The sequence below is a fragment of the Neobacillus drentensis genome, assembly GCF_036962125.1.
GTDB classification, from domain to species: domain Bacteria; phylum Bacillota; class Bacilli; order Bacillales; family Cytobacillaceae; genus Neobacillus; species Neobacillus drentensis_B.
This window is the reverse complement of the sequence record NZ_JBALOA010000014.1, coordinates 200,744-216,956: the sequence shown is the minus strand read 5'-3', so window position 1 is coordinate 216,956 and position 16,213 is coordinate 200,744. Positions and strand designations below refer to the sequence as shown.

The following is a 16,213-nucleotide window of genomic DNA, read 5'->3' as shown; positions in this document are numbered from 1 at the left end:
GTGACCTGATAGCTTGACATAGCAATGAATTTGATTTTTTTATTTACCATTAATTGGATCACTATTCCGTTTGTAGTTACATCAATTTCACCCGAGTATGAACTTGATGGCTAATAAAAAGACCTGAATCACTTGTTGTAGATTCAGGTCTTAGATACTCGTTTCTTATTACTTTTTCTCTAAAGATCGGATATAGGAAATAATATCAGTAATATCCTTTTCTTTAAGTTGACGTGCACCTTCCAGACCCTTTAATGATGGGCCCATCCGTGTGTCTTCACGGCCATACGCTGCGTCAATCCATATTTGCTTATCCGTATTATATTTCAGGTATTGCGGGCTTGATAAAGCTGTTCCCATTTTATCCTTACCAGCACCTGCTTCACCATGACAGTTGAGGCAATATAAATTATATTGAGCTTTTCCACGTTCAGAATCACCCGACAACTTTTTAGGTACATCAAACTCTTTTTCTTCATTTTGCCAATCTCTAATAAAGGCAACAACATTCTTTAAATCTTTGTCCGACATGCGTGGACCATACGCTGGCATAACGGTGCCTTCTCTGCCATATTTCACATAATTATATAAGTCCTTATCGGATACGTTGCTTAAAAAATTCTGGCTATTTAAAGCTGTCCCCGTTTTTGAACCTTCTCCTTTACCTGTTTCACCGTGACAAAAAATACAATTGCTCTTATATATTTTCTCACCTGCAGCAATTGCCTCCGATTTTTTGCTATCAAAAATATCGCTATTACCTATACAGATAATTATTCCAATAATAATCAAAACGTAAAATCCGATTAGTATTTTCTTCATGGGTTACCCCTTACTTGGGTGCGGGTGTTGGGGTTGGTTCCCCAATATCTTCATATTTTCTTGTTAATAAATCATAGATTTTCGCAGGGCTTTTTCCGTTAAGATGCATTTCTACCGCCTCCCGGGCGATATTGACACAAGTGTCTCAAGCTATACCATGCGAATCCCATTCTTGGACAGCATTTCCTGGTCCCATTCCCTTGATAAAGCAATCAAGGTTACTTTTATGACCGTCATTTACACATCCACAATAACATGGAACTTGGGCTACGACTTCCGGATATGTTGCTGCCATAACGTATGTTTCTTGAATTTTTTCTGATGTATTTAGAACAAAATCAGGTAATGGCGTGTGTTTTTTATCAAGTTTCCAAGTCTCGTCACTGAGTTTGGAACTACAGCCTGCAGCTACAATAGCAAACAAAATCCCAAGGAACAAGAGAGATGTTATTCGTTTCATGATCTGTTGCACCCCTTCCTTTAATTTTTTATACTATTTCAGTTTAGCAAAAAGAAATTAGCCATTTAGTAACTAATTCTTACTATTTCGTGAAGTTTTAAAGCTATTTATAATAAAAAATATTTCTCAGCTTACACCTCTTGGAGCCAGCCCTCTTGTAATGCATAAGTGGCTGCTTGAATGCGGTTGCTCATCTGCAGCTTTTCCATGATATTTCGCAAATGGTTTTTTACCGTATTTTCGGATATAAAAAGAGTACCAGCGATTTCACGGTTGGTTAATCCCTTCATCACATGTGTTAATATTTCTTTCTCTCTACGCGTTAATTTATCCGCTTTATTATCAGGTATTTCTGTCGACAGATTAGCCGACCTCGTTAGATTTTCAATGATTTTCCCAGCCATGCGGCCAGAGATAACACTTTCTCCCCTATTGACCATATGGATGAAGGTCAACAGTTCATTCGGCATTAAATTCTTATGCAAAAAACCCTTTGCTCCAGATTTTAATGCTTCGATTAGATAATCATCACTGTCATTCATAGTTAACATTAGTACTTTGGCATCCGGTAATTCAGCGATGATTAGTTTTAATGCCTGTAAACCGTCCATCACTGGCATATTAACATCTAACAAAACGACATCTGGCAAATGCTGCTTTGCCATTTCAAAAGCTTCTTCTCCATTTGAAGCTTTTCCAATTACCTGAAGTGAATCGTCTTCGCTAAGAATGCTTTCAATACCTCGGACAAATAAATAATGATCGTCCGCAATTAAAACCTTTATTTTTTTCATTGGACTCCCCCTGAAAAGCAACAATTCTTGTGCTAAGCAACAATGTTACTATGAAGCAGTTGCCTTTATACCACTCATTCTACAGTCTAAAATTAAACATACTAGTTAGAAAGTATCAGTTTAATAAAATGTTCAAATTTATCTGGTTTACTTTTCACAAGCTGTTCAATTATTTAATGAATTCGGAGGAAGCCATAAAATATTTAAAAAAACTGGAAAATCCCATGGGAGATTTCCAGTGATAAATATTACATATTCTTCATATCATGCATTGGAGATGAGCCGGAACCTGTGCCGAGCGCAGGATCAATCATTCCAAAAATCATCGCGATGTGGGCAACGACTAGAAAAATACTAACAAAGATTGCATGGATTTTCAGCTTTTCTTCCTCTGTTTTATTTCTAAAGATAAGACCTAAGTCTAGTAATGCCATGCCAAGGAAAGGGATAATTCCAAGCAGATAAAAAGTAACAGCAACAACGTCAATCCAGCCCTTCCAATCACCATTTACAGTTAGTGGAATGTACGCAGTTTTCATTAAGTAAATAAAAATACCAGTAAAGTAAAAGCCTGCAAAAATCCCTGTTATCTTGTTCAATTTTTTAAGGGCACCATCTAATTTTCTTGTAAATAAAATGGCAATTTCAGAAATTGCAAGGATTTCAGCACAGATAACAGGTACCGCCATAAAAATTAACAAATTCCAAGGCTGATTGTCTGCTAGTAATCCCATATAATGTGTCATATTCATATTTATCTTCTCCTTTATTTTTTCTACACCCTTAATATAGTGAAGAAATGTGCAGAAACTTAGGAGAAACTATGGATAAATTGTTAAAAAAAAGCCTTAGTCCGACAAATTTCGGACTAAGGCTTTTTGAACTGGGTTATGCACGTGATACGTATGAACTATCAGTAGTGTTGATGATTAACTTATCACCTTGATTGATGAAAAACGGAACCTGAACATGAAGACCAGTTTCAAGCGTGGCTGACTTTGTTCCGCCGGAAGATGTATCCCCTTTAATTCCTGGTTCTGTTTCAACAACCTCTAGGATTACATTGTTTGGCAATTCAACTCCAAGAGTTTCATAATTATACATCATAATTTGAACTTCCATGTTTTCTTTCAAAAACTTTAATTCATATTCAATGCTTGAGGCTGGAAGTTCTACTTGCTCGTATGATTCCATATCCATAAACACATGATTATCACCACTTGCATACAGATATTGCATTTTACGATTATCAATTTGTGCTTTCTCTACTTTTTCACCGGCACGAAATGTTTTTTCTTGAATCGCACCATTCCGTAGATTTCTTAACTTGGAACGAACAAACGCTGCTCCCTTACCTGGTTTTACGTGTTGGAAATCTAGAACTCTCCATAGACCGCCATCCACTTCAATCGTCAATCCTGTTTTAAAATCATTAACAGATATCATTTTAAAATCCTCCTAAACTCATTACAGTATTATTAATTCTTTTGTTGAATGGGTGAGTGCTTCGTTATGGTCCTTCGTAATCAATGTATCATCTTCAATCCTGACACCGCCAAGACCTGGGACATAGATACCTGGTTCACATGTGACTACCATTCCAGGTTCTAGGATCACATCAGATTTCATTGACAATCCAGGAGCCTCATGGATTTCAAGTCCGATACCATGTCCCGTAGAATGACCGAAGTATTCTCCATAACCTTTTTCTGTTATGTAATCTCTTGTGATTGCATCAGCTTGCTTGCCTGTCAAACCTGGCTTTATTCCGGCCATACCACGCAGCTGTGCTTCAAGAACGACTTCATAAATTTCTTTTAATTTGACATCTGGTTCACCGACTGCAACGGTCCTCGTTATATCAGAAACATAACCATTGTAATAACATCCATAATCCATGGTCACTATATCTCCAACCTCAATTACTTTATCGCTTGCCACGCCATGGGGAAGTGCAGAACGATAACCTGATGCAACGATTGTGTCAAATGAAGAAGATGTGGCTCCCGCCTTTCTCATAAAAAATTCTAACTCATTCGACACTTCTAATTCAGTTTTTCCTGGACTAATGAAGTCTAAAATGTGTTTAAATGCAGCATCCGCAATATCAGCCGCTACCTTTAATATCTTAATCTCTGCATCAGTCTTTATCAAGCGTAACTTTTCAATTACATTGGAAATCGGAACAAGTTCAGCTTCAATTTCTTTATCATATAATTGAAAGGAGGAATAAGTTAGATAATCCTCTTCAAATCCAAGCTTTTGAATGCCTAGTTTTTTTGCTTGTGCAGCTACCTCTTCAGGAATTGGTCCAGTCATTTTTATTATTTCGAACCCCTGACATTGCTTTGTTGCTTGTTCAGTATATCGGAAATCTGTAAGAAACAGCGCTTTATCTGCACTGATTAAAACAACACCGGCCGTACCAGTAAAGTTAGATATGTAGCGTCGATTAAATGGACTAGTAATCAGGATCCCATCAATTCCATATGTTGAAAAATCAGATCTTAACTTTTCTACTTTTTCCATGATTCTCCACTCTCCTTTTCAAATCAAATGAGGACATGAAATATTTTATCACAACCAACGAAATCAGACTATTCCCAACTTAGGTTGATGCCTCTTTGTCTTGTACTTTATTATTTTGATACTCATAATTTATGGAATACCCAATAAAGATTCCATATACGATATATAAACAAATGGAAGTAATAATCGTATCTCGATTTAAATCAAAGAACGATTTCATTCCAGGAAAAAGTGGATTTAATACAAAGAAGACCACTGCAAACAAAACAAGTCCATAACCTAGACCAAACCAAAAACCCTTGAATTTTTTCAATGCGGCATAGTAAATAAATGCAGCCACCACTGAACAAATGCTAATTAAAATGATGGAAATCACTGTACCAAGCCATTGGTGCTTCCACTCCCCTAATGCCCATGGTTCAAGTATGACATTGGGACGAATTTCTGTAAAATTAAAATAGGAAGCAATCCATCCAATTGTTCCCCAAAATAAACCTCCAAATAATCCTGTCCAAAAGACCATAACCGGAAAAGACATAGGTGCGGGATAATTACCTGATTTGTTATCATTAGTCATTCTAACAACCTCCGTTTACTTTCTGCGCTTCGTGGGAAGTGCCTTTATTAATGTAAATTATTTAGATAATCAGCCCCTTTTGCGGGACCAACTAAAGGCCAAAATAAGGTGAAACTTCAATTAGTGGGGGATTCACCCCCCACCGATTGTTAGTTGAACCAATCGGGCTTTTACTGGCAGTTGGTACACCCTCCCCATTATCTTCTTCCACTTTGTAAACTTAGAATTTTAAGGTGGGGGTATTACTGCCAGTTAATGCGGGATAAAATCCATTTTTTATTATGCCCTTAGCTATTCAATCCCTTGCATAAAAAAAACTTTTTAAATGGAAATATTATGTCATTCCTAGAGGTTTTTTCATTTTTCTAGTAGAATAGAATTAAGTACATACAGATTTATCTACTTCTGCTGTTGTGCAACTTTTGATTAGGTTGGTGTTATGTATATGTCTAGTTCTCAAAAACCGGTTTATGGCGGCCAAGCGGTTGTCGAAGGTGTTATGTTTGGCGGAAAACATCATTATGTTACGGCTGTTCGCAGAAAAGATCAATCTGTTGAATATTTTCATTTGCCACGTAAAGCAAATCCTTACTTTACCATCTTTAAAAAAATTCCTTTCCTACGAGGGATTATTGCCATTATTGAATCGAGTGCAAACGGATCAAAACATTTAAATTTCTCAACGGAAAGATTTGATGTTGACCCAATTGAAGATGAAAAAATAAAGGAAAAAGAAGTCTCTAAATTAACCATGTACCTAGGTGTAGCAGCAATTGGGGTCATTTCATTTTTATTTGGCAAATTTGCCTTTACTTTAATTCCAGTCTTCCTCGCTGTTTTAACAAAACCAATTTTCCCTTCTGACTTTGCTCAAGTGTTAGTGGAAGGCTTTTTTAAACTGATTTTGCTAATATCCTATATTTATTTTGTTTCACTTACCCCTTTGATTAAAAGAGTGTTTCAATATCACGGAGCTGAACATAAAGTAATTAATACTTTTGAAGCAGGTGTAGAGTTGACTGTAGAAAATGTGCAGGCTCATTCCCGCCTCCATTACCGCTGTGGCAGTAGTTTCATTTTATTTACAGTCATTGTTGGCGTTTTTGTTTACATGTTAGTACCGACGACCCCACTTTGGTTACGGGTTGTGGACCGACTCCTTTTAATCCCAGTTGTTTTAGGAATAGCATTTGAAATCCTGCAAGTGACCAACAAACTAAGAGATATCCCTGTGTTAAGGTTTCTAGGGTTACCAGGTCTATGGCTCCAACTTATTACAACCAAGGAGCCAGAAAATGACCAAGTGGAAGTGGCGATTCTTTCATTTAACAGGTTATTAAAAATGGAGAAGGATTCTGAGGTCACGCCGGAAAATGAGGAAATTGTCTAAATCTTGTTGTAATGTGTTTAAAAGATCATAAATATGCTTAAGATGCTCTTAGGGAGGTGGCTTTCTTGAAAAATCGGACATTCGTTAATGTGGTTGTCGGGGGACTTATCATTCTTGCATTGCTTGGACTTGTTAGTACATTTACAGCTAATCCAGCCGGTTTCATTCAGAGAATAGCTGTCATCGCATTGATTGCGTTAGTTGTTTATTTCCTAGTTAGGAAGTTTTCCGGCTCAAGCCCTCAGAAAAAAGAGCAGCGCGCATTTCTTAAAGCAGCCAAAAAGTCAAAAAAACGATTACAGCAAAAGAGTGGTGAATCAACTGTTAAGACCTCCACTCTTGGGTCATTATCATCCTTAAAGAAAAGCAACAAGACAAAAAAGAAATCACCTGCTCATTTGACCGTTATCGACGGTAAAAAGGGTAAAAAGAAAAATCGAGCGTCTCTCTAGGCGCTCGATTTTTTATGGCTAATCCATCCAATTATAGGAAACTATCCAAGATGAATTAATATCCCCAAGTCTTTAAAAATTCCTTGGCTTTCTCCCTACCTATTTCAAACAATTCCTGCTTCTTTTCGTTTGTCAAATGAAACTCTGTTGATAAAACACCTTCCGTAGGAATAAAGATAATATTCTTAACATGTTTTTTAGAAATATACCTTGCATCGTGAGCGTCCTTCATCGTTTCAAAAAGAGCCGCAAATAATTGAACCGCATTTTTTATATTATGTTTTTTGTGTTCGTATTCACTCGAACTTAATTTAATACCAAGGACAGGTCTTATCTTTTGTGCATTTTCCTTATCAAAAAGCCACATTGGAAAATTACTTAGAACTCCACCATCAACCAATACGTTAACCCCATCCATGGAGCGCATTTTTACTGGTTCAAAGAAATAAGGGATACTGCAGCTGATTCTAATTGCTTTAGCAATGGGAAAGGTATTAGGTGATATACCATATTTTTGTAAGTCATCTGGAAAAACAATCATTTGACCATTAGATAGGTCCGACCCAATAACCCGGAGTGAATGTGGAGGCAAATCAGCAAATGTCCTTAGCCCTTTAGCTTCAAGTTTCTCACAAATCCATTTTTCCAGTTCATTTCCCTTATATAGGCCTAGTTTCCAATAAACGAATAGCCACTTTGCAAACGGGAAGGGAATGAACGTTTTACGGGCATCAAGCAATTTCGATAAATCTAATTCGTCAAGCAACTGGTAAATTTCTTTACTTGTATAGCCTGCTGCAATTAAAGCAGCAACAATTGACCCCGCACTTGTTCCTGCAACTCTGGCGAAACGTAACCCTTTATTTTCAATTTCATCACAGGCCCCAATTAATGCAAACCCTTTAATGCCCCCTCCTGAAAAAACGCCGTCAATATACATGGCAGCCACTCCCATAGATGAACTCGTTTTTACATCTTTAAGCGGCTTTTATAATAAATAGTACAGTGGACAAGGAGAAAATATAAAAATAAAAAAAGACATCATTCATGAACGATGTCCTTTTTATGTAAAAGTGTTGTAACCGCTTAACTTCTTATTAAAAACGTTTAGCTCCAATAAATCTTGGCTTCCAATAACTATTGTTTGTAGAAGCGATGGAAACGCCCCTTGATGATGCTGATTGAATCATTTTTCCGCCACCTATGTAAATCGCAACATGACTTGGTCTGCTAGCCTTATTCTGTGCAAAGAACATTAAGTCTCCAACTCTTAAAGATTTAACACGGTACCCTTTTTTGTAGTACATTTCAGCAGCCGTTCTTGGCAATACCTTGCCAGCCTTACCATAAGAATATTTAACCAAACCTGAGCAGTCAAAACCTCTTGGAGTTAACCCACCCCATCTATATGGAACACCGAGATATGACTTTGCAACTTTGATTGCCTTCGTATGATAATAGGCCGCTTCCGCTTGATCACCCGTAGTGGTAAACAATGAACTTAGAATAATTGTCATGGCTATGGCTGCAATGATTTTTTTCAACATCTTGTTTAATCCCCCTGTGTGCTTCGATACTACTACTATACAAAAAAAGAATAACATCGAAGTAACAGGTAGATTACAGTTATATTACAAATTTCGACTTCGTTTTACCGAATCTAGCAAAATACCGATTAGCTTTTGTAGTATTTGTGCCGACAATAAAGAGAAATCGACATTTATTTCAATAAAAAGGAGGGATTAGCTTCCCCCCTTTCCCTTCATATTACAAACCACATTTTAATTGTGCTCCGCAGTTTGTACAGGTATTGCAGCCACCCATTTCTTTAACTTTACCGGTACGGCAAACGGGGCAAGTGTTCCCTACTTCTGATCCAATCGTCACGCTTGTGGAGCGAAGTTCAGTGATTGTATCAACAAGGACAACATGTTGACTAGGCTTTTCATTAAAAATTTCTAATTGTTCATTGGTGTTTTCTTCTGCTTTCAGTGTTAGCACCTGTGAATCGCGCGAACCATCCACGTAAACCGTTCCACCTTTAGCACCGCCGCGGTACAGACGCTGGTATACCTTTTCAACCTGTTCCACGCTATAGCCTTTTGGTGCATTAACTGTTTTACTAATAGAGCTGTCGATCCAACGCTGAATGACACACTGGACATCTGCATGTGCATCTGTCGAGAGGTCCATTGCTGTAACAAACCAGTTTGGAAGATCATTTGGATCTGCCTCTGGATGCTGATCTAAATATTCTTGAACGATATCTGCTTTTACTTCGATAAATTTACCGAGGCGTCCGCTTCGGAAGTAAGAGAATGAGAAATAAGGCTCTAAGCCTGTGGCGACGCCAATCATTGTCCCAGTGGATCCCGTAGGAGCAACAGTTAGTAAATGTGAATTTCTAATTCCACTTTCTAAAATAGATTGGCGGATATCATCAGGCATTTTCTTCATAAAACCAGTTTCAATGAATGCTTGTCGTAATCGATTGGTTTCTGTTAGTGTATCACCTGTTAAAAATGGGAAACTTCCTTTCTCTTTTGCCAATTCGATTGAAGTTCTGTACGCAGTCGTTGCAATAACTTCAAAAACTTGGTCAACTAGTTTGTTTCCTTCCGGTGATCCATATTCTGTTTCACAATAGATGAGCATGTCATGTAAGCCCATTACTCCAAGCCCGACCCGTCGTTCACCAAGGGCCTGCTTTTTATTTTCTTCAAGGAAATATGGTGTTGCGTTGATGACATTATCCTGCATCCTCACGCCAACAGCTACTGTTTTCTTAAGTTTATCAAAATCGATCGTTTTTGTGTCCTTATCAGCCATTTCTGCAAGATTAACCGCTGCTAGGTTACAAACAGAAAATGGTGCAAGTGGTTGTTCCCCACATGGATTTGTCGCAACGACCTGTTGGCCGTATGCTTTTGCATTGGTCATGTCGTTGGCATTATCGATAAAAAATATTCCCGGTTCTGCTGAGTAAGTCGCACAAATATTGATTAGGTTCCAAAGTTCTTTCGCTTTAAACTTTTTATAGACCCTTACTTTATGTCCACGTTTCTCCCACTCGCGCACGTCACCAACTTTATGCCATTCCTCATTGTAAATCTTCATTTCTTCTTGATTATAGTGTTCAACATATGGGAAGCGCAGTTCGTATTCACTATCATTTTCAACAGCTTCCATAAATTCCTTTGTTAAACAAACGGAGATGTTTGCCCCTGTAAGGAACTCAGAATTGTGAACCGTGTAATTTCCACCGGTTAATAATTTTTCTTCTGCGTCCGCAATGATGTTTTCATCAAATCCACCGAACCCAGGAATGTTTTTATAATTTACAATTCCCTGGTACATTGCAGTTTCTCTTAGAGTAAGAGGGGTAAACTTTAACTTATCTTTAGCAAGTTTTTTAATCGTTTCATCATTTGTATTTTCAATTAAGAATCGTAGAATTCTAGGATTTTGCATCTTTGAAATAATAAATTCAATAATGTCTGGATGCCAGTCGGCCAACATTATCATCTGAGCTCCGCGCCGGGATCCACCCTGCTCGACCAAATGAGTCAATTTCGCAATATCATCTAACCATGAAACCGAACCAGATGATTTACCATTTACGCCTCTAGCCAAGGTATTTCTAGGTCTTAGCGTTGATCCATTTGTTCCAACACCGCCGCCGCGACTCATAATCTCCATTACCTGCTTTCGATGGTCAGAGATTCCTTCACGTGAGTCTGGGACGAACGGCATCACGTAACAATTAAAGTAAGTGACATCGGTATCTGCCCCCGCACCGTAAAGGACACGACCTGCCGGAATGAAGTTCATGTTAACCAGCTCTTGATAAAACTTTTCCGTCCATTCTCTTCGCTTCTCTTCTGTTTCTTCTACCGAAGCAAGACCTGTTGCATTACGCTTCGCTATCTGTTCGTAAAAGAGCTCCAACGGCTTTTCAATCACATCTAATGACCTGACAATCACACCAGTGAGGGCTTCCTCTGGATCATCGAGAACTCCTCTAAATTCTTCCTCTACTAAAACCTGGGCTTTTTTGCTTTCCCAATCAATTTCCTTGATATAACCAAGGCCCCGTGCCGGGAATTTCGGATCTTCTTTAATAGTTAAGACAACGAAGTCGCCGTTTGTAAGAGTAATTTTCGCGGTGTCCTTAAAGGTATACCGGTCTAGCATAACCAAGCGCGAAACACCTTTGTGAGTTATTTTCATATCTGGGGTAACTGGATGTACCTGCGGGAATAAGTGGATATCCTCATTCAACCTTTCAAAATCAATATTCAGTGTTTGTCTAAAAACTACAGACATGAGAACAACTCCTTCATAATAAATCTACCTATTGTGCTAAATCTAGCAGGATTACGCTATATCTAGTTGGCTTGTATTTTTAGGTTATCATAGCCCAACACAATAAATCAATATATAGTACCGAAAATATTTTCGACACCACTATATATTGTATATTGAACAACTAACAATCATTTTGTCAAACTCAAAATATAATAGATATAGAAGTAATCAAAAGCTAGCAGACGATTTTCATCATAAAACAGGAAAATTTAACAAATTTCGCAGGTTGCATCTTTATTTTGGCATAAAAAATAGCGACGAAATCGTCGCTTTGGGTTACCTCTTATAATTCCATTCATCACTTTCATAACGATCTTTTGCTATTTTATCAACGTAAGCAAGTTCTTCATCGGTTAGCTGATATGGCTCTAAGTCAATATTCAGCCCTTCTGCAAAGCCCTTATAAAAAGCTTCCTTAGCTTCTTCAAGTGTAATTCTTCGTGGACTAATCGCATTAATAGCGACCGCTTTATCCTTAAAGGCTTTCCTCATCCGTTCCTTCACTCGTTCACTAGGATATTTAAATAAACTAAACAGCTTATCTTCATCTAAGTCTAACAGAATAGAACCGTGCTGAAGGATAACGCCCTTTTGCCTTGTTTGCGCACTGCCAGCTACCTTCCTGCCTTCGACTACAAGCTCGTACCAACTCGGAGCATCAAAGCAGACAGCAGAACGGGGGTTTTTCAACGCATCTCGTTCTTCCGCTGTTTTAGGAACAGCAAAATAGGCCTCAAGCCCTAAGTGATGAAAACCTTTTAAAATACCTTCTGAAATCACACGATAGGCTTCAGTTACAGAATTAGGCATTTCCGGATGATTTTCAGAAACGATGACACTATAGGTAAGTTCGTGCTCATGAAGTACTCCACGGCCACCGGTAGGTCTTCTTACAAAGCCTAATTGGTGAGCTTTAACAGCATCCATATCAATTTCCTTTTCTACCTTTTGAAAATATCCTACCGATAGTGTAGCTGGGTCCCAGCCATAGAATCGAATCACGGGAGGAATTTTCCCTTCACTATGCCAATCCAACAGCGCCTCATCTAACGCCATATTAAAAGATGGGGACCGATTTCCAGTATCGATAAAACGCCAAACTTCTTTTTTCATTGAAAAAACCTCATTTTTTTAATTATTTCGTTTTTAAGTCTACCAAATTCTGATATAGATTCAAAATAAGATGTTTCTGCTATAATAAATTAGGTAATATAAGAAGATTTTTTTGCTTTCATCTTTATCTTTAGGAGATTGGCTTATATAATAAACTAGTGCAGCAAAGCTTGAAAGGAGCAAAAAAAATTGAATCAACTTTATCCCTTACTAATCATTATCGTAGCAGTTATTATCTATTCCGTTTTTACCTTTTTCTATCAGAAAAGGATTGTTAAAACGGTAACAGAAGAAGAATTCCGTGCGGGATACAGAAAGGCACAACTAATAGATGTTCGTGAAGCAAACGAATTTGATGGCGGTCATATTTTAGGGGCACGTAATATCCCAATGTCACAAATGAAAATGCGCATGAAAGAAATCCGTTCTGATATGCCGGTCTATTTATATTGTCAAAGCGGAATGCGCAGTGCCCGTGCCGCACAATTCTTACACCGTAAAGGCTATAAAGACCTAACCCAGCTTCAGGGCGGGTTCAAAAAATGGTCTGGTAAAGTAAAAACTAAGAAATCATAAATGTTTAGCAAGGCTCCGTATTTTGGAGCCTTTTTTTTGTTCTAAAAAAAGATTGTTCCTTTCAGATTTTGTCCTAATGGTTATCAGTTTTCTAACTTCACGAAAGTGCCAGCATTACGGACATTTCCCCCTGCCGATTAACCAGTTTTGTCCGTAAGAACCAGTGTTGCGGACATTTCACCCTGTCGCTTAGCGAGTTTTGTCCTTAAGCACATACAGGACATTATTTCATCAAAAATTCTCGAAAACAGCCTTTATTTTGATCACAATCGTTGAGAACAAAAGAAAGTCAGATTCCATTTCGAATCTGACCTCACATTTATTATTATGCTTGTTGATATTTAAGAACTGGTTTACGAGCCGCTTTTGTTTCGTCCATACGGCCGACCACGGTTGTATGTGGTGCTTCTTGAACGACTTCCGGATTTTCTTCCGCTTCTTTAGCGATCTGAATCATAATATCAATGAACGAATCTAGGGTCTCTTTTGATTCTGTCTCAGTTGGTTCGATCATAATACATTCTTCCACATTTAACGGGAAGTAAATGGTTGGTGGGTGATAACCAAAATCAAGCAGACGTTTCGCAATATCCAATGTACGGACACCAAGCTTCTTCTGGCGTCTGCCGCTTAGTACAAATTCATGCTTACAATGACGATCAAATGGCAGATCATAATATTCAGCAAGCCTTCTCATCATGTAGTTCGCATTTAATACCGCATACTCTGTTACCGCTTTTAAGCCATCAGGCCCCATTGAGCGAATGTATGTGTAGGCACGAACATTGATTCCAAAGTTTCCGTAAAATGGCTTGACGCGGCCGATTGATTGCGGGCGGTCATAATCTAGGACAAATTCCTCACCTTGTTTAGTGATAATCGGCTTCGGTAAAAACGGGATAAGGTCTGCCTTCACCCCAACAGGACCAGAACCAGGACCTCCGCCGCCGTGCGGGCCTGTAAATGTTTTATGAAGATTTAAGTGAACCACATCAAATCCCATATCTCCAGGTCTAGCTTTGGATAGAACTGCATTTAAGTTTGCTCCGTCATAATAAAGCTTACCGCCAGCTTCATGGACTATTTCAGCCAATTCAAGTATGTTTTCTTCAAATAAACCAAGCGTATTCGGATTGGTTAGCATTAGTGCTGCTGTATCTTCACCAACAACTCTTCTTAAATCTTCAAGATCAACTAAACCATGTTCATTTGATTTAACGGTAATGGTTTCAAGACCTGCAATCGTAGCCGAAGCTGGATTAGTACCATGGGCAGAATCTGGAACAATTACTTTTGTACGCTTCATATCACCATTAGCCTCATGATAGGCACGGATCATCATTAATCCAGTCCATTCCCCATGGGCACCGGCTGCTGGCTGAAGAGTTACTTCATCCATACCAGTTATTTCGATTAAATGCTCCTGCAAATCGTATAAAAGCTCAAGAGCACCTTGAACAGAACTTTCATCTTGGAGCGGATGGACATGTGCAAAGCCGTTAAATCGGGCTACATTTTCATTGATCTTCGGATTATATTTCATTGTACAGGAGCCGAGTGGATAAAATCCTGAATCGACACCATGATTTCTTCTTGATAGTGCTGTGTAGTGGCGCATGATATCAAGTTCCGAAACTTCAGGAAGTTCTGGCTCTTCAGTGCGAATATAACCATCAGGAAGAAGGCCAGTGAGATCTAGTTCTGGTACATCCATTTCCGGCAGACTATAGCCGATGCGGCCTGGTGTGCTAAGTTCAAAAATGAGTGCCTGGTCTTGATTATGCATGGAAATCCCCCAATTCTTTCACTAGAGTATCAATTTCTTCCTTCGAGCGTTGTTCTGTAACAGCAATCAGCATATGGTTAACTAGTTCTGGATAATCACGACCCAAATCATAGCCGCCAATGATTCCTTTTTGTAAAAGCTGTTGATTAATTTCTTTGACAGGCTTATTTAATTTCACAACGAATTCATTGAAGGAATGACCGTCATACACCACTTCAAAACCAGCTTCTTTAAATGCATTTTTAGCATAATGAGCCTTTTGTAAGTTGGCTGCCGCCATTTCACGTACACCCTTCTTACCAAGAGCAGTCATCGCTACAGATGCTGCAAGGGCATTTAATGCTTGGTTAGAACAAATATTTGATGTCGCTTTATCACGACGGATATGCTGTTCACGAGCTTGCAGGGTTAATACGAACCCGCGGCGGCCTTGGTCGTCTGTTGTCTGTCCGACTAGACGGCCAGGAACTTTCCTCATTAACTTAGTAGTAACTGCGAAATAACCACAGTGTGGCCCGCCAAAGGCTGTTGAAATTCCAAACGGCTGGGCATCACCAATAACAATGTCAGCACCAAATTTACCTGGAGGTGTTAACACGCCAAGTGATAATGGATTACTTGATACTACAAACATGGACTTGTTTTCATGGATAATCTCTTCTAGCTCTTTTAAAGGCTCGATTCGACCAAAGAAGTTTGGATATTGAACAATCACCGCTGCAACATCCTCATTAACGAGCCCTTTTAATGCATCTATATCAGTAACCCCATCTTTTACAGGTACTTCAACTACATTAAGGTATTGACCCTTTGCATAGGTTTTTAGTACGTCACGTGCCTCAGGGTGGACGGCGCTAGAGACGACGATTGTTTTTCGTTTGGTATGGCCTGCACTAAGCATTGCTGCTTCAGCAAGTGCGGTTCCGCCATCATACATAGAGGAGTTGGCCACATCCATGCCAGTTAATTCACAAATCATCGTTTGAAATTCAAAGATGGCTTGAAGTTCACCTTGAGATATTTCTGGTTGATATGGTGTATAAGCTGTATAAAATTCTGATCTAGAAATAACATGGTCAACAATTACAGGCATGTAATGGTCATAGACACCGGCACCGATAAAAGATACATTTCTTTTTAGGTCAGCGTTCCGGCTAGCCATCTTAAACAATTCTTTCATCAATGCTGTTTCAGACTTCGCTGCTTTAATATTGTATTCACCTTTAAATCTTACTTTCTCAGGGATATCGCTAAACAGTTCATCAATAGAGGAAACCCCAATTGCCTCGAGCATAGTCTTCTTATCTTGTTCAGTCATAGGTAAATAGCGATGTTTCATAAACCTA

General features: G+C 38.6%; 16 protein-coding genes. 3 read left to right on the top strand and 13 right to left on the bottom strand.

The window, feature by feature from the left end:
- Positions 1 to 168: 168 nt before the first annotated feature.
- The 7 genes from V7121_RS12775 to V7121_RS12745 form a co-directional block, all read right to left on the bottom strand.
- The gene (locus tag V7121_RS12775) at positions 169 to 822 is read right to left on the bottom strand and encodes a c-type cytochrome (protein ID WP_335496311.1); all 654 of its coding nucleotides are present in this window, start codon (positions 820 to 822) and stop codon (positions 169 to 171) included.
- A 10-nt stretch (positions 823 to 832) separates the two neighbouring features.
- Entirely contained in the window at positions 833 to 1,282 is a 450-nt protein-coding gene (locus tag V7121_RS24935; RefSeq protein ID WP_335496313.1) for a PCYCGC motif-containing (lipo)protein, read from the bottom strand.
- Positions 1,283 to 1,413: 131 nt separating this feature from the next.
- Positions 1,414 to 2,076, bottom strand: coding sequence for a response regulator transcription factor (locus tag V7121_RS12765; protein WP_335496316.1), 663 nt, complete (start codon positions 2,074 to 2,076; stop codon positions 1,414 to 1,416).
- A 248-nt stretch (positions 2,077 to 2,324) separates the two neighbouring features.
- Complete coding sequence (locus tag V7121_RS12760) at positions 2,325 to 2,828, bottom strand: DUF6803 family protein (protein WP_335496318.1); 504 nt, start codon at positions 2,826 to 2,828, stop codon at positions 2,325 to 2,327.
- 136 nt (positions 2,829 to 2,964) lie between these two features.
- Positions 2,965 to 3,522, bottom strand: coding sequence for an elongation factor P (efp, locus tag V7121_RS12755; protein WP_335546756.1), 558 nt, complete (start codon positions 3,520 to 3,522; stop codon positions 2,965 to 2,967).
- A gap of 21 nt (positions 3,523 to 3,543) precedes the next feature.
- Entirely contained in the window at positions 3,544 to 4,605 is a 1,062-nt protein-coding gene (locus tag V7121_RS12750) for a M24 family metallopeptidase (RefSeq protein WP_335546754.1), read from the bottom strand.
- Positions 4,606 to 4,684: 79 nt separating this feature from the next.
- On the bottom strand, positions 4,685 to 5,182 hold the full coding sequence (locus tag V7121_RS12745) for a YqhR family membrane protein (RefSeq protein ID WP_335496325.1): 498 nt from the start codon (positions 5,180 to 5,182) through the stop codon (positions 4,685 to 4,687).
- 445 nt (positions 5,183 to 5,627) lie between these two features.
- Between V7121_RS12745 and V7121_RS12740 the strand changes: the two genes are divergently transcribed.
- Positions 5,628 to 6,572, top strand: a complete 945-nt coding sequence (locus V7121_RS12740) for a DUF1385 domain-containing protein (RefSeq protein WP_335496328.1) — start codon at positions 5,628 to 5,630, stop codon at positions 6,570 to 6,572.
- A gap of 56 nt (positions 6,573 to 6,628) precedes the next feature.
- Complete coding sequence (locus V7121_RS12735; RefSeq protein WP_335496331.1) at positions 6,629 to 7,024, top strand: SA1362 family protein; 396 nt, start codon at positions 6,629 to 6,631, stop codon at positions 7,022 to 7,024.
- Positions 7,025 to 7,079: 55 nt separating this feature from the next.
- On the opposite strand, the gene V7121_RS12730 is transcribed toward V7121_RS12735, so the two are convergent.
- From V7121_RS12730 to V7121_RS12715, 4 genes are all read right to left on the bottom strand, one after another.
- Positions 7,080 to 7,964 (bottom strand): patatin-like phospholipase family protein, encoded by an 885-nt coding sequence (locus tag V7121_RS12730; RefSeq protein ID WP_335496334.1) that lies wholly within the window; start codon positions 7,962 to 7,964, stop codon positions 7,080 to 7,082.
- A 157-nt stretch (positions 7,965 to 8,121) separates the two neighbouring features.
- Complete coding sequence (locus tag V7121_RS12725) at positions 8,122 to 8,571, bottom strand: C40 family peptidase (protein ID WP_335496336.1); 450 nt, start codon at positions 8,569 to 8,571, stop codon at positions 8,122 to 8,124.
- Between the two features lie 220 nt (positions 8,572 to 8,791).
- Positions 8,792 to 11,350 carry a vitamin B12-dependent ribonucleotide reductase gene (locus V7121_RS12720; protein WP_335546752.1) on the bottom strand — a complete coding sequence of 853 codons (2,559 nt, stop codon included), beginning with the start codon at positions 11,348 to 11,350 and terminating at the stop codon, positions 8,792 to 8,794.
- Positions 11,351 to 11,668: 318 nt separating this feature from the next.
- The gene (locus V7121_RS12715) at positions 11,669 to 12,505 is read right to left on the bottom strand and encodes a lipoate--protein ligase family protein (protein ID WP_335496340.1); all 837 of its coding nucleotides are present in this window, start codon (positions 12,503 to 12,505) and stop codon (positions 11,669 to 11,671) included.
- Positions 12,506 to 12,694: 189 nt separating this feature from the next.
- On the opposite strand from V7121_RS12715, the gene V7121_RS12710 reads away from it, so the two are divergent.
- On the top strand, positions 12,695 to 13,081 hold the full coding sequence (locus tag V7121_RS12710) for a rhodanese-like domain-containing protein (RefSeq protein WP_335496342.1): 387 nt from the start codon (positions 12,695 to 12,697) through the stop codon (positions 13,079 to 13,081).
- A gap of 325 nt (positions 13,082 to 13,406) precedes the next feature.
- On the opposite strand, the gene gcvPB is transcribed toward V7121_RS12710, so the two are convergent.
- A complete protein-coding gene (gene gcvPB / locus V7121_RS12705; RefSeq protein WP_335546750.1) occupies positions 13,407 to 14,867 on the bottom strand; it encodes an aminomethyl-transferring glycine dehydrogenase subunit GcvPB in 1,461 nt (486 codons plus the stop codon).
- Complete coding sequence (gcvPA, locus tag V7121_RS12700; RefSeq protein ID WP_335496345.1) at positions 14,860 to 16,206, bottom strand: aminomethyl-transferring glycine dehydrogenase subunit GcvPA; 1,347 nt, start codon at positions 16,204 to 16,206, stop codon at positions 14,860 to 14,862. Before gcvPA ends, gcvPB begins: the two co-directional genes overlap by 8 nt.
- Between the last annotated feature and the right edge of the window lie 7 nt (positions 16,207 to 16,213).

Excerpts from the sequence above, each read along its gene's own strand:
- V7121_RS12775 (WP_335496311.1), bottom strand. The coding sequence starts at position 822 with ATGAAGAAAATACTAATCGGATTTTACGTTTTGATTATTATTGGAATA.
- V7121_RS12765 (WP_335496316.1), bottom strand. The coding sequence starts at position 2,076 with ATGAAAAAAATAAAGGTTTTAATTGCGGACGATCATTATTTATTTGTC.
- V7121_RS12760 (WP_335496318.1), bottom strand. The coding sequence starts at position 2,828 with ATGAATATGACACATTATATGGGATTACTAGCAGACAATCAGCCTTGG.
- efp (WP_335546756.1), bottom strand. The coding sequence starts at position 3,522 with ATGATATCTGTTAATGATTTTAAAACAGGATTGACGATTGAAGTGGAT.
- V7121_RS12750 (WP_335546754.1), bottom strand. The coding sequence starts at position 4,605 with ATGGAAAAAGTAGAAAAGTTAAGATCTGATTTTTCAACATATGGAATT.
- V7121_RS12745 (WP_335496325.1), bottom strand. The coding sequence starts at position 5,182 with ATGACTAATGATAACAAATCAGGTAATTATCCCGCACCTATGTCTTTT.
- V7121_RS12740 (WP_335496328.1), top strand. The coding sequence starts at position 5,628 with ATGTCTAGTTCTCAAAAACCGGTTTATGGCGGCCAAGCGGTTGTCGAA.
- V7121_RS12730 (WP_335496334.1), bottom strand. The coding sequence starts at position 7,964 with ATGTATATTGACGGCGTTTTTTCAGGAGGGGGCATTAAAGGGTTTGCA.
- V7121_RS12725 (WP_335496336.1), bottom strand. The coding sequence starts at position 8,571 with ATGTTGAAAAAAATCATTGCAGCCATAGCCATGACAATTATTCTAAGT.
- V7121_RS12720 (WP_335546752.1), bottom strand. The coding sequence starts at position 11,350 with ATGTCTGTAGTTTTTAGACAAACACTGAATATTGATTTTGAAAGGTTG.
- V7121_RS12715 (WP_335496340.1), bottom strand. The coding sequence starts at position 12,505 with ATGAAAAAAGAAGTTTGGCGTTTTATCGATACTGGAAATCGGTCCCCA.
- gcvPB (WP_335546750.1), bottom strand. The coding sequence starts at position 14,867 with ATGCATAATCAAGACCAGGCACTCATTTTTGAACTTAGCACACCAGGC.
- gcvPA (WP_335496345.1), bottom strand. The coding sequence starts at position 16,206 with ATGAAACATCGCTATTTACCTATGACTGAACAAGATAAGAAGACTATG.